Origin of the sequence: Neobacillus endophyticus (assembly GCF_013248975.1) — a bacterium.
GTDB classification, from domain to species: Bacteria; Bacillota; Bacilli; order Bacillales; family Cytobacillaceae; genus Neobacillus; species Neobacillus endophyticus.
Genome location: NZ_JABRWH010000001.1, coordinates 3,944,129 through 3,957,216, shown reverse-complemented (window position 1 = coordinate 3,957,216; position 13,088 = coordinate 3,944,129). Strand labels below are relative to the sequence as shown.

General features: G+C 38.3%; 13 protein-coding genes. 10 read left to right on the top strand and 3 right to left on the bottom strand.

Features of this window, described 5'->3' with window-relative positions:
* The first annotated feature begins 8 nt into the window (after window positions 1-8).
* The 7 genes from HPT25_RS19460 to dsdA all read left to right on the top strand — a co-directional run bounded on the left by HPT25_RS19460 (window position 9) and on the right by dsdA (window position 6,252).
* The gene (locus HPT25_RS19460; protein ID WP_173067993.1) at window positions 9-2,000 is read left to right on the top strand and encodes a cbb3-type cytochrome c oxidase subunit I; all 1,992 of its coding nucleotides are present in this window, start codon (window positions 9-11) and stop codon (window positions 1,998-2,000) included.
* A 12-nt stretch (window positions 2,001-2,012) separates the two neighbouring features.
* Window positions 2,013-2,618: a cytochrome o ubiquinol oxidase subunit III gene (cyoC, locus tag HPT25_RS19455; protein WP_173067990.1), complete on the top strand. Its 606-nt coding sequence runs from the start codon at window positions 2,013-2,015 to the stop codon at window positions 2,616-2,618.
* A 1-nt stretch (window position 2,619) separates the two neighbouring features.
* Window positions 2,620-2,928 (top strand): cytochrome o ubiquinol oxidase subunit IV, encoded by a 309-nt coding sequence (cyoD, locus tag HPT25_RS19450; RefSeq protein WP_173067987.1) that lies wholly within the window; start codon window positions 2,620-2,622, stop codon window positions 2,926-2,928.
* Between the two features lie 255 nt (window positions 2,929-3,183).
* Window positions 3,184-4,053, top strand: a complete 870-nt coding sequence (locus tag HPT25_RS19445) for a COX15/CtaA family protein (protein WP_173067984.1) — start codon at window positions 3,184-3,186, stop codon at window positions 4,051-4,053.
* Between the two features lie 204 nt (window positions 4,054-4,257).
* Window positions 4,258-4,533 (top strand): DUF2642 domain-containing protein, encoded by a 276-nt coding sequence (locus HPT25_RS19440; protein ID WP_173067982.1) that lies wholly within the window; start codon window positions 4,258-4,260, stop codon window positions 4,531-4,533.
* A gap of 100 nt (window positions 4,534-4,633) precedes the next feature.
* Entirely contained in the window at window positions 4,634-4,735 is a 102-nt protein-coding gene (locus tag HPT25_RS19435) for a YjcZ family sporulation protein (protein WP_173067979.1), read from the top strand.
* A 170-nt stretch (window positions 4,736-4,905) separates the two neighbouring features.
* Window positions 4,906-6,252, top strand: a complete 1,347-nt coding sequence (gene dsdA, locus HPT25_RS19430; protein ID WP_173067976.1) for a D-serine ammonia-lyase — start codon at window positions 4,906-4,908, stop codon at window positions 6,250-6,252.
* Window positions 6,253-6,310: 58 nt separating this feature from the next.
* Here dsdA and HPT25_RS19425 read toward each other — a convergent pair whose 3' ends face one another.
* The 3 genes from HPT25_RS19425 to HPT25_RS19415 form a co-directional block, all read right to left on the bottom strand.
* Entirely contained in the window at window positions 6,311-6,610 is a 300-nt protein-coding gene (locus tag HPT25_RS19425; protein WP_173067973.1) for a hypothetical protein, read from the bottom strand.
* A 146-nt stretch (window positions 6,611-6,756) separates the two neighbouring features.
* A complete protein-coding gene (locus HPT25_RS19420) occupies window positions 6,757-8,115 on the bottom strand; it encodes an arsenic transporter (RefSeq protein WP_173067970.1) in 1,359 nt (452 codons plus the stop codon).
* A gap of 257 nt (window positions 8,116-8,372) precedes the next feature.
* Window positions 8,373-9,536: a coiled-coil domain-containing protein gene (locus HPT25_RS19415; RefSeq protein ID WP_173067967.1), complete on the bottom strand. Its 1,164-nt coding sequence runs from the start codon at window positions 9,534-9,536 to the stop codon at window positions 8,373-8,375.
* 518 nt (window positions 9,537-10,054) lie between these two features.
* Here HPT25_RS19415 and HPT25_RS19410 point away from each other — a divergent pair.
* From HPT25_RS19410 to HPT25_RS19400, 3 genes are all read left to right on the top strand, one after another.
* A complete protein-coding gene (locus HPT25_RS19410) occupies window positions 10,055-10,615 on the top strand; it encodes a YwrJ family protein (protein ID WP_173067964.1) in 561 nt (186 codons plus the stop codon).
* A gap of 59 nt (window positions 10,616-10,674) precedes the next feature.
* A complete protein-coding gene (locus HPT25_RS19405; RefSeq protein ID WP_173067961.1) occupies window positions 10,675-12,015 on the top strand; it encodes a DUF2642 domain-containing protein in 1,341 nt (446 codons plus the stop codon).
* 194 nt (window positions 12,016-12,209) lie between these two features.
* On the top strand, window positions 12,210-12,872 hold the full coding sequence (locus tag HPT25_RS19400) for a YwrJ family protein (protein WP_173067958.1): 663 nt from the start codon (window positions 12,210-12,212) through the stop codon (window positions 12,870-12,872).
* Window positions 12,873-13,088: the final 216 nt, after the last annotated feature.

Sequence of the window (13,088 nt, the reverse complement as noted above, 5' to 3'; positions counted from 1 at the left end):
ATTTTGGCATGAATACATCGCATTTTTTTGTTACAGGCGATCCGATGATTTATGGGGCAGATGTGTCCATTGTATTAGTAACTATCGCCATTATTTTTTACCTCAGTTATTTTAAAAAATGGGGTTGGTTATGGAGAGAATGGATTACAACTGTTGACCATAAAAGAATTGGTATTATGTATCTTTTAGCTTCATTACTTATGCTTTTCCGCGGTGGCGTAGACGCCATTTTAATGAGGCTTCAATTAGCTGTACCAAATAGTCATTTTTTAGCTTCTGAACACTATAATGAAATTTTTACAACACATGGTACAATCATGATTTTATTCATGGCAATGCCATTTATGTTTGCACTATTTAACATGGTTGTTCCATTGCAAATTGGAGCACGTGACGTTGCGTACCCGTTCTTAAACGCGGTAAGCTTTTGGTTATTCTTCATCGGTGCAATGCTCTTTAATATTTCATTCGTAATCGGTGGTTCTGCAAGTGCAGGATGGCTCTCCTACCCTCCATTATCAGAATCTCAATTTAGTCCAGGTCCTGGTCAGAACTTCTGGATTTGGGGGATTCAGATTTCTGGTATCGGTAGTTTAGCAACTGGTATCAACTTTATCGTTACGATTTTAAAAATGCGTACTCCTAGTATGCGTCTACGTGATATGCCTTTATTCACATGGTCAGTATTATCATCTTCCATTGCGATTTTAGGGGCATTCCCAATTTTAACTGTTTCACTTGTTATGTTAACAATTGACCGTTTATTCGGCGGCCACTTCTTTACAATGGATGGCGGCGGAAACCCAATGATGTGGGTTAACTTAATTTGGATGTGGGGTCACCCTGAGGTATATATCGTTGTTTTACCAGCTTTCGGTGTATTCTCTGAAGTGGTAGCCAACTTCTCTAAAAAACGTATCTTTGGTTATGGCTCAATGGTTTTCTCCATGATTGCCATTAGTGTTGTTTCCTACTTTACTTGGGTCCACCACTTCTTTACAATGGGTGCCGGCGCTGACGTAAATATCGTTTTCGCTATTTGTACAATGATTATTGCGATTCCAACAGGTGTTAAAATCTTTAACTGGATTTTCACCATGTATCGCGGCCGTATTACCGTGACACAGCCTTTACTTTGGTTCTATGCATTTGTCCCAACATTCCTTGTTGGTGGAGCAACAGGTGTAATGCTTGCTGCAGCTCCTGCTGACTATCAGTACCATAACAGTTACTTCCTAATCGCCCACTTCCACCAAGTATTAATCGGTGGTGTTGTGTTCGGTTACCTTGCAGGATTATATTACTGGTGGCCAAAACTTTTCGGATTTAAATTAAATGAACGTTTAGGCAAATGGGCATTCTGGTTATGGCAAATTGGTTTCTATGTTTGTTTCATGCCGCAATATGCACTTGGATTCATGGGTATGACTCGTCGTATTTACACTTACAACGCGACTATGGGATGGGATATGGGCTGGGCTCCGCTTAACTTTATCTCAACTGTTGGTGCTTTCTTAATGGGTATCGGCTTTATCTTTCAAGCATGGCAAATTATTTACAGCATTAAACATGGTGAACGTGATGTTACCGGAGATGCGTGGGATGGACGCACATTAGAATGGTCAATTCCTTCCCCTCCTCCAGTATACAATTTCGCAATCCTTCCAGATGTAAAAGGACGCGATTCTTGGTGGTATCAAAAACAAGAAATGAAAAACGGCACTTATCAGGAGCAACCTGTTAAATATGAACCAATTCATATGCCTAAGAATTCTGGTATTCCTTTCATCATGTCTGGTTTCTGGTTTGTAGCTGGATTTGGCTTTACTTTCGAATGGATGTGGATGGGTGTTGTCGGTTTAATTGGTGTAGTCCTTACATTATTCGCACGCTCGTTCCAATATGACACCGACTATTATATTTCTGTCGAAGAAATCGAACGAACTGAAAAGGCATTAGCGCAAAAGCGATACGCTTCAGTTCAACGAACTGCTAATTAGGAGGTTATAAACATGCAACATAGCATTGGTGCTCATGTTTCTGACCATGATCATGGTCATGTTGACCATGAAGGGTTAAAAGTTTTAGGCTTTTGGATTTTCCTTGTAACTGACTGTTTATTATTCGCTACTTTGTTCGCTACCTATGCAGTTTTACATTCACATACAAATGGCGGATTTACAGGAAAAGATTTTGATGTACCAGGATTTATTATTGAAACGTTTGTTTTATTAATAAGCTCATTTACAAGCGGTTTAGCTGTTTTACAAATGCATAAAGGTAATAAAAAAGGTCTGATCGGCTGGTTAGTCATCACACTTCTTTTAGGTGCTACTTTCGTTGGTATGGAAATCCATGAGTTTGCTAGTATGGCTGCTGAGGGAGCTACCCTTTCCAAAAGTGCTTTCCTTACCTCCTTCTTTACTCTAGTTGGTACGCACGGACTTCACGTAACGTTTGGTATCTTTTGGATGATCGGATTGATTTTTCAAGTATCTCGTAAAGGAATTACTTCTGTTACGACACGTAAAATTTCAATCATTAGTTTATACTGGCACTTTTTAGATGCTGTCTGGATTTTCATCTTTACTGTTGTTTATTTAATGGGGGTGATGTAATATGTCAAACCATGAACAACATACCGGGTCAGTAAAGGCATACGTCACTGGATTTGTTTTTTCAATCATTTTGACGATTATCCCCCTTGTCCTTGTATTAAATCATATGATGGCAAAATCAGCTCTAGTCGTTAGTATCTTGTTCGCAGCTGTTTTGCAATTTGTCATTCAGTTATTCTTCTTTATGCATATTCGTGATGGTGAAGGTCCTCGCTATAATGTAATGGCATTAGTATTAGGACTTATCTTCGTTGGCACCATTGTTGTGGGATCCATTTGGATTATGTCATTCAATGAAATTGTTCAATAAGAGTAATGGAATACGGGGCTTAAATTAGATATGACTCTCCCCCACTCGATTTGAACATTTGACACAAATTGTTCACACATAAAAAAAGAATTTTAGCCAAAAATATGTATAATATTTTTATATGGCTTCTCTTTGCCTTCTAAATAGATGTGCAAGGAGAAGCCCCTTCTTTATTCCGATTGTCTCGGATCGATTAAATTGCAAACATTGGAACAGTATTTCCGGTGCTCGTAAGTATATTTAGGATGTGAAAAAATGCGTTACTTCTGGCTTGCTTTTACAGCCGCAGCTACAATATTTTTAGTCAATATCATTGGTTTTGTTGATACACAAACTCAATCGGCAATGGGATGCGGAAGCGGTTATCCTTTATGTAATGGAAAACTGTATCCTAATTTTTACGACTACCATTCTGTGATCGAATACACACACCGAATTGTGGTTGGACTCGCCAGTATTTTGTTATTTATTACCTCATTCATCGCGTGGTTTCGTTATAAATCACCTCGTATGAAATGGCTTGTTGGTTTTGCTGTGTTCGGAATTCTTGGGGAATCAACCTTAGGTGCATTGACAGTAATGGTTGCTCTATCCCCTATGCTGCTTGCAGCGCATTTAGGTGTTGCTCTTATTTCTTTTTCCGCTTTAGTCAATATCGCTTATGCGATCTATCACGAAGAAAAGAAAATAAGTTATAGTGGACATGTTCCCTCTTCTCTCAACATCTTTTCTTGGTTCACTTTTATCTTTTTGTATGCAGCCATTTATTTTGGCGGCTATGTGGCAAAAACAGGTTCTGGAGGAAGCTTCAAAGGGTTCCCTTTCCCGACTGAACATTTCTCAGATGTTGGAAATACTTATTGGGTGGATGTGATTCATCGATTATTTGCCTTATTTTTAATTGTCTTTATACTATTGCTTGTTCGTATGGCAAGAAAAGTTCGTACTGTGCGTCCTGATGTCTATCGATTAAGTCTGATTTCGATCGTACTGATTCTTCTTCAAGGATTGAGTGGAGGAATTTTAATATATACTCAACTGCACCTAGTTTCGGTGCTGCTGCACATCTCCTTTGTGTCACTCCTTGCAGCGACATTAAGTGTCATTTGTATACAAGGAAAATAAAAAATCCTAAATCATTTGTTTAGGATTTTTTATTTTCCTTTTTTAAATTAAGGGATGAAAATGATTTGACTCGTAGTATTGTCCACCGGAATATAAATCCTAGTAACTTGCATGAATCTAACCAATAATAAAAAATTTTAAAAAAATCATACCATTTTTATTTTCATTGCATTTACTATTCCTGAGAGGAGGATGTAATTGAAAATGAGCGAAAACACTTTTCATTCTTTTGCCCAAAACCTTGTAGAAGAGGAAGTAAATGTGATCACTACACGTGGAGATTTCAATGGAAGACTAATTAGTGTAGGTAAAGATGTAATCCTTTTACAAAACAGAATGGGGCCTCAGCATCTGACACTAGGTATTCGTATTGCAGAAATTGTAGTACTTCACAGGGCTGAATTGGGCCCAAGAGGACCATTCGGATTTATGCCACGTGGAAATGAGTTTGTAGAATCGGCTGAAGCCCAAAATAATTAATTTTTAATTAATAAAATTTCTGCAGAAAATTGGCATGTTTGTCTATACGTCCCCTTTTCCTTCAACATAATCTGTAATAAAGACGTTGGAGGTGAAAAATATGAGCGGTGGCGGACATGGTGCAGGTTTTGCATTAATCGTTGTATTGTTTATTCTCCTAATCATTGTAGGAGCAAGCTTCATGGGAGGATATTGGTATTAATCTAATCTAGAATTTTCCCAGTGAGCACGATCAAAACCCCCTTTCAATATTAAAGTTTGAAAGGGGGTTTTTTCTATGTCTTTATTGCCTTTTGTTGATCTTTCTTCAACGGTCTTTTCGGACATCTTATGTTAAACTGGTGTTACTGAAATGGTTAAGGAGGCCTTGTGATGACTCACTTTAAAATACAAAGCATACTGAAGAACTGTCCTCATCCGTTAATCGATCATTTAATCTCATTAAAAGAAGTATTTTGGCTCAATCAACATCTTGAAAAATATGAAATTGGAATGAAAAAGACACCATTTACCATTCAGGATGTTCAGGACGCGGAAGCAAGGTTAGGACGGTTTGCCGCTTACATAGCTAAAGCATTTCCTGAAACTTCGGCGGACAATGGAATTATTGAATCTCCCCTCACGAAAATTTCTCAAATGAAACAAAAAATCCAGCTGAATTCGAGTCAGCCCCTTCTAGGTCAATGGTTATTAAAATGTGATAGCCACTTGCCGATATCTGGATCTATTAAAGCAAGAGGCGGCATTTATGAAGTGTTAAAACATGCTGAAGAACTTGCGATCGGAAACCAAATGCTGTCGCTTGATGATGATTACTCCATCATAGCTAGTGAAAAGTTTAGAGAATTTTTCTCCCAATATACGATTGCCGTAGGTTCCACCGGAAATCTGGGGTTAAGTATTGGGATAATCAGTGCGAAACTTGGCTTTAACGTGACCGTTCATATGTCAACAGATGCCAAACAGTGGAAAAAAGATCTGCTTCGAAGTAAAAATGTGACTGTTGTCGAATACACTTCTGATTACAGTAAAGCAGTAGCCGAGGGACGCCGCCAAGCAGCGTCGGATCCCGACTGCTACTTTATTGATGATGAAAATTCCCCAGATCTTTTTCTTGGATACGCTGTAGCGGCTCTCCGCTTACAAAAACAGCTAAATGATCAAAATATTCAAGTAGATGAAAATCATCCATTATTTGTGTATCTTCCATGCGGCGTAGGCGGTGGTCCTGGCGGTGTTGCATTTGGCTTAAAGTTATTCTTTCGTGATTATGTTCATTGTTTTTTTGCTGAACCTGTTCACTCTCCATGTATGCTGCTCGGCATGATGACTGGGCTCCATGATCAGATTTCTGTTTATGACTTTGGGATTGACAATATAACTGAAGCTGACGGACTTGCAGTGGGTCGGCCATCTGGATTTATCGGCAAATTAATCGAACCATTTTTAAGCGGCATTTATACTGTCAGTGATAAACAATTATTTATCATGTTAAAGAATCTTGCAGATACAGAGAACCTTCATTTAGAGCCCTCAGCTTTGGCAGGTATGAGTGGACCCGTTAAATTAATGGAAGAAGGCAATAAATATCTGCTAAACCATCAATTAGCTAAAAAAATGAAAAACTCAACACATATCATTTGGGCTACCGGAGGCAGTATGGTTCCTCAAGAAGTATTAGCTCAATATTATAAAAAAGGGAAATCACTAATGCATTAGCTAACGATAGTAAAAGCAGTATCATCATGGATACTGCTTTACTTCCTCTACTGATATCTTATTCTTTTACTCCATCCTTATAGTGTTTATCCCAATGCTTATCTCCCTGATGGTCAAAATCGGCAATTGTTTTTTCTAACACATCTAGTAGAAGTTTTTTAGTTTCATTAATGGTTTCGTAAAAGGTCTTCTCCTCTTCTCCTTTTATTTTAATCCCCGCCAACGCATTTAATGCTGCCAGTTTCCGATGGTCCTCCGCTTTCTTATCCAATGCTTCAAATACATGTTTGATATATTTGGTAATATCCTTGTGCTCTTTCTTTACGCGTTTTTGGATGTCAGCTAAACGTCTATTCATTTTACATCCATCCTATCCATATAAAGAATGAGATCCTTTAATCTAATATATTAAGATGTTTGTATTTTTTTCAGGATAATGGTTCGCGTTTTTCCTTTTTTACATAGAATATGATCGACAATTTCCTGTTCTACTCCCCTATTTGATTAATGTACAAAAACAAGTAATAACCAAAAATATAGGCCGATCAGTGTAAAAATTAAGGTAAGTGGAATGACTATGATGGTTACTTTAATATATTCCAGCCAAGTAACCCTTATTTTATGTTTCTTTAAAATATTCATCCAAATTAAGGTGGCTAATGTTCCGATTGGAAGGATTAAAGAACCCATGTCGCTCCCAATGATATTGGCTAAATACACTGTTTTCGTTATGAGAGGATCAAGCCCCATTTTTGTTAAAGTTAAGGTGGCTACCATCAGAGCAGGATGGTTATTGAAAAGATTAGCTAACAACGCTGTGATCATACCCATAGTTAAACTGGCATGGAATAAACTATCGTGAACTAATGGCTCAAGATATGTTAATAAAATATGGGTTAATCCTATATTATTTAAACCGAAAATGATGACATACATGCAAAACGCAAAGATCAAAATATGCCATGGAATTTTGCCTGCTACATCTTTCGGACTTACTTTTAAATAAATCCAACGCCAGATCAACAATATAACAGAGCCTAATACCGCAACTAATGATACAGATATGCCAATGAATGACGCAATAAAGAGGCTAATTCTGACCACAAATACGAACATAAGCATCTTGATCATCAGATTTTTTTGTTGATTAAATAAATTTTCATTATTTTTCTGTAACGGATGGTAACGCATATTTTTTTGCAGCGGGATTGAAAAGGAATGAAGATTAATTTCTTCAGGGATATCTTTTTTAAATACGAGATACAAGAGAAAAGATAAAAACAGCAAACCTAGCACGCCAGGAACAAACATCATTTCTGTTTGCAAGTAAAGATCCATACCAATTATTTTCAATGCAATGAGGTTTACAATATTGCTTACACCAATTGGGGCACTTGAAGCCGTTGCAATCAATGCGCCGCTTAATAAATAGGCTATTTTCTGATGATTTTTCAAGCCAATATTCTTTAAGATGAGAATTAAGATTGGTGTTGTTATTAATATGCTGCCATCGTTATTAAAGAAAAGTGTCATCAAAAAACAAAGCAGTAATGTGTACCAGTATAATCGTTTCCCTGATCCTTTTGATATTTTTAACATAAGGGCTGCTGTCCAGCTGAAAAATCCAAAGCTTTCAAGCACGATTGCCATTACGATTGTTGCAATGATGGTAATAGCTGCCCCTGTTACTTTAGAACTAATATCTTGTAAATCTCCAATCGAAACACTGCCGCTAAGAAATACCAAAACAGCTCCAATTGCGGCCGGTATTGCTTCATTTATATTTTTCGGACGGATAAATATCATTGCCATTGTAAATATAAAAGCCATAATGGTGATGATCACCGTCGATAGATGATACATAAAAAATTTTAACTCCTTTCATAGAGTTTCATATGTGTCTTTAAATCCTTCCCTTAAGCTTGGTATATAGTACGTCCTTTCGTACATGCATGAACTAAACGAATATCTTGTAATTTGATAAATCAGCAGTTAACTAGAAATATTTTTATTAGAAAACCTGAACACTTACCTAGTCGTTAATATTAAGCTTAAAGGTTCCTATAAATGTAAACTAAAAGTTCCCTTCTGTTATTCTTAATGGTTAATTTCTACGCCAGTTAATTCTGAGCTTTAACCAAGCTAACATAAAAAATAAAGCCGGTTTGTTTTTCCGGCTTTATTATCACAATATGAAGTTTACCTTCTTGAACCTCTGCTTCCCCTGCCTCGAGAACCTCTCGATCCGCGATTGCCTCTTGATCCGCGGCTTCCTCTGCCTCGAAAACCTCTCGATCCGCGGCTTCCTCTGCTGCCTCGGGAACCTCTTGATCCACGACTGCCTCTGCTGCCTCGGGAACCTCTCGATCCGCGACTGCCTCTGCCTCGAGAACCTCTTGATCCACGACTGCCTCTGCCTCGAGAACCTCTCGATCCGCGACTGCCTCTGCCTCGAGAACCTCTTGATCCACGACTGCCTCTGCTGCCTCGAGAACCTCTCGATCCGCGACTGCCTCTGCTGCCTCGAGAACCTCTCGATCCACGGCTGCCTCTGCTGCCTCGGGAGCCTCTCGATCCGCGACTGCCTCTGCTGCCTCGGGAGCCTCTCGATCCACGGCTGCCTCTGCTGCCTCGAGAACCTCTCGATCCGCGACTGCCTCTGCTGCCTCGGGAGCCTCTCGATCCGCGACTGCCTCTGCTGCCTCGAGAACCTCTCGATCCACGGCTGCCTCGAGAACCTCTTGATCTGCGGCTGCCTCTGCTGCCTCGGGAGCCTCTCGATCCGCGACTGCCTCTGCTGCCTCGGGAGCCTCTCGATCCACGGCTGCCTCTGCTGCCTCGAGAACCTCTCGATCCGCGACTGCCTCTGCTGCCTCGAGAACCTCTCGATCCACGGCTGCCTCGAGAACCTCTTGATCTGCGACTGCCTCTGCTGCCTCGGGAGCCTCTCGATCCGCGACTGCCTCTGCCGCCTCGGGAACCTCTCGATCCACGGCTGCCTCTGCTACCTCGGGAACCTCTTGATCCACGGCTGCCTCTGCTGCCTCGGGAACCTCTTGATCCACGGCTGCCTCTGCTGCCTCGGGAACCTCTTGATCCACGGCTGCCTCTGCTGCCTCGGGAACCTCTTGATCCACGGCTGCCTCTGCTGCCTCGGGAACCTCTTGATCCACGGCTGCCTCTGCTGCCTCGGGAACCTCTTGATCCACGGCTGCCTCTGCTGCCTCGGGAACCTCTTGATCCACGGCTGCCTCTGCTGCGTCTTTGTCCTTCAGCAGTATCATTATCTAGAAAAGCTACTGGCCCATTTGCATTTGCTTCAGCAAGTAATTCCTCCATCTCCATCTTCATAACCAAATGCCCACCACTTTCTTTTATTTTGTATTTCATTTTTAATTTATGGGAACATAGGACCATTTGATATAGACAAACATTTATTTTTTTTATTTATTCAACCATGGATCAGAAACTACATATTTAAAACTTAAGGCGGTTACAAATTAGGAAAATATGAAGAAGTGATGCTTGACCAAATAATCTAAAAATTAACGTGAATTCGTTAATGAAGCCTATATCTTAAAGAAGGAATAGATTGGATTAACTTCATTATTTTTTTACCCTTAAAGCAATATAAAAGAAACAATTAATTAATCTTCAAGTTTATGAAAAAAGTCATATACTGTATTTGCCTATTTTTTATCAAATCCATGAAAAAAGGCTCCTTTATTAGTACAACATCATGCCATGATACATATAGATGCAGTGTAAATGTTTATTTAACTTAAAGGAGGAAAAACACTTTATGAATAGAGATATGATGAAGTCTATGGTCGGAAAAATTATTAAAATTGATCGCGGCGGCCCAGAATCAAGAATCGGAAAGCTATTAGATGTGTATGACGACCATTTAGTTATCATCACAGAAGATGATGGAGTCGTTTATTACGCAACTCAGCACATAAAAAGTGTGACGGAGAATGCAAAGGAACAATTGGAATTTAATATTGAAGTTCCTGAAGGTTTCGAATTCAAAAAAGCGAATACTTTTCACACTCTCTTAGAAGCTTTGAAATTCCAATGGGTAAAAATTAATCGCGGCGGCCCTGAAAAATTAGAAGGTGTCTTAAGCGATGTGAACCAGCATTTTGTTTCCTTAATTAATAAAGAGGAAATCGTCCGTTTATCTATGTTCCATATTCGCAATATCAGCTATGGATTAAAAATTGAAAAAGAAGAGGAACAACAATCTGACGATAAACAAAATAATCAAGCCAAAATGTCTGATGATGACAAACAACAGGCCCGCAACCGTGTGGTAAAATCAGAGTCATCCAACCAATACGCAAGAAATAAGGAAAGGTAACATCATTGTCGCTTCTCGAAAAGAGAAGCGACATCATTATCCAAAAGGAGGACAAAGAAATGAGTGTAGATCAATTTAAATCTACATTGAATTCATTAATCGGTTTTAATGTAAGCCTATATGTTGGCGAACAAGTATATAAAGGAAAACTAATTTCTGTTGAACCAGATCATGTCATCATCGAAAACGAAAATAATTACATCTTTTACTATAATATTAGCCAAATTCAAGCAATCACAAAAAATACAAAGCAATTCCAAGGTGAAGAAATAACATCCGAATACCTGAAAACACAAAGCTTGAAGCAAGTTTTAGACTCACTTACTAATTCCTGGGTAACAATTTTTTGCACCAGCAAACAAAAATTCTCAGGCATTTTAAGTAAGGTTGGTGCAGATTTTATTACATTAATTAATGGTGCAGATGGTATTTTAATACAAAATTCAAATATTGCTAATGTAATAAAAGGTGAGATGAAGGAACAAGAAAATTCAGAAACAAAAGAAGAAAATAATCAATCAGAAGCAAAGAATGAACAACTTAGCTATGCTAGCCCAGTTATGACAGTGGAGGATGAGTTCATTGACCAAAATAACGAAATTATTATGGTCAATGATCCTGAATCTAAACAAGAGGTTTCCATCAATCAAGATAACGAACTGAAAAAAGCAGGCTGGTCTCAACCTATCAACATTCCTGCAGAACAGCCAAAAGAAGCTGCAGCATCAAAAAGTGCTTCTCAAGTAGCGTCTAAAGAAGAACGTATTGAAAAGCGTATTGAAAAGCGCAAAGTAGAACGTAAAGAAGAACTTAAAGTAGAGCGTAATGAAGAACTTAATGAAGAACTTAAAGAAGTGCATAAAGAAGTGCTTAAAGAAGCGCTTAAAGAAGAGCCTAAAAGAGTGCTAAAAGATGAACCAGTTTTATTGGCAGAGGACGTGAAAGTAGAAGTTCAACCTGAAGCTCCTATTAAATTTATTAAAGAAGAACTAAAACAACCAGTTAGAGTCTGGTCACAGCCAATTAAAAATGCAAATAGTAAACTTAATGAATCTGTCACAAAGAAAATGGAAAATGAAATAAAGAAAATGAGAGAAGAACAGGCACAAATCAACAAAAAGCAGGAAAAGAAAAAAGAAAAAGAAAAGGCAGTTAATACGACGAAAAAAGAAGATACTCAAAAACTCTCAAAAGAAGTGAAATCAGTTCAAAAACTTGAAATTGCTAAAACGGTCAATAAAACACAGGAACCAAGTATTGAAAAGAAAAATGAAAACCTTCCAGTTGAACAGCCGATCAGAACCTTTAGATTTTTAGGTGAACCAATTCCTACAAAAGAAAATTCCAGACCATCAATTTTTGATGGATGGTTCAGCAGAAACAGCGATTCACGACTCTAAAAGAAATCTCTAATTATTTAACTGATCAGCTATGAAAAAATACTTCGGATCCTCTATGCAAATTAACATTGAACCATTATTCCAGATGATGAGTAGGGTAAAAAATTCAAAAGACCAATATAACATAAACAGACAACATGTAGGCCCTTCTCATTTTGAAAAAAGATCTTTGATATGAAAGGATGTGATCAGGATTGAAGGAAAATATCGGAAAGTACATTAAACTTGAAATTTCAGGTAAGAAATTTTTCAGTGGTTTGTTAGTGGATGTAGGCAGTGATTTATGGGTTGTATTTAATGGATTCGATTATCTATATATCCCCACCATCCATATCCAAAATTGGCAGTTCTTAAAACAGGATGAGATTGATGAAATCACATTTAGTAATGAACCAACACCTATATATAATCACAATGAAGAAATTTCTTTACGAAAAACACTTACCTCCGCAAAAGGAATTTTCACAGAAATCTATGTTACGAGTAAACAAGCACTACACGGATATATTATCAGCATTATGAATAATTACTTTGTATTCTACTCCCCTATATACAAAACAATGTTTATTTCCCTTAGTCATTTAAAATGGTTAATCCCATACACTAACAACCAACGGCCATATGGATTGAACAATTCCAGCCTGCCAGTAAACCCAAGTAACATTACATTCGCACGATCATTTGAAGTGCAAATTGAAAAACTTATGGGGGAACTAATCGTCTTCAACATTGGTGAAAACGAAAACGTAATGGGAAAAATCCAAGCAATCAAAAACAACTTCGTCGAACTCATCACCGCCAAAGAAGAACCAGTCTACCTAAACCTTCAACACATAAAAACCGTGCACATGACATAACAATAACACCCTCTCCCTCTTCTCGGCTTAGAATGAAACAAGCTTTATATCGGGTGTCAGGCACCGCTCGTGGACAAAATGCAAATTTTGTTCGTCTGGGGTGGACATTTTATTAATTTAGGCAATATCTTTGATTTTGTGTTCAAAGGTATTGCCCTGTTTTGGTTTATAGGATATTATCGACCATTTTTTTATTTTATGGATGAGCTGGCTGGC

Excerpts from the sequence above, each read along its gene's own strand:
- HPT25_RS19435 (WP_173067979.1), top strand. The coding sequence starts at position 4,634 with ATGAGCGGTGGCGGACATGGTGCAGGTTTTGCATTAATCGTTGTATTG.
- cyoD (WP_173067987.1), top strand. The coding sequence starts at position 2,620 with ATGTCAAACCATGAACAACATACCGGGTCAGTAAAGGCATACGTCACT.
- HPT25_RS19425 (WP_173067973.1), bottom strand. The coding sequence starts at position 6,610 with ATGAATAGACGTTTAGCTGACATCCAAAAACGCGTAAAGAAAGAGCAC.
- HPT25_RS19460 (WP_173067993.1), top strand. The coding sequence starts at position 9 with ATGAATACATCGCATTTTTTTGTTACAGGCGATCCGATGATTTATGGG.
- HPT25_RS19415 (WP_173067967.1), bottom strand. The coding sequence starts at position 9,536 with ATGATACTGCTGAAGGACAAAGACGCAGCAGAGGCAGCCGTGGATCAA.
- HPT25_RS19405 (WP_173067961.1), top strand. The coding sequence starts at position 10,675 with ATGAGTGTAGATCAATTTAAATCTACATTGAATTCATTAATCGGTTTT.
- HPT25_RS19410 (WP_173067964.1), top strand. The coding sequence starts at position 10,055 with ATGAATAGAGATATGATGAAGTCTATGGTCGGAAAAATTATTAAAATT.
- dsdA (WP_173067976.1), top strand. The coding sequence starts at position 4,906 with ATGACTCACTTTAAAATACAAAGCATACTGAAGAACTGTCCTCATCCG.
- HPT25_RS19445 (WP_173067984.1), top strand. The coding sequence starts at position 3,184 with ATGCGTTACTTCTGGCTTGCTTTTACAGCCGCAGCTACAATATTTTTA.
- HPT25_RS19440 (WP_173067982.1), top strand. The coding sequence starts at position 4,258 with ATGAGCGAAAACACTTTTCATTCTTTTGCCCAAAACCTTGTAGAAGAG.
- cyoC (WP_173067990.1), top strand. The coding sequence starts at position 2,013 with ATGCAACATAGCATTGGTGCTCATGTTTCTGACCATGATCATGGTCAT.
- HPT25_RS19420 (WP_173067970.1), bottom strand. The coding sequence starts at position 8,115 with ATGTATCATCTATCGACGGTGATCATCACCATTATGGCTTTTATATTT.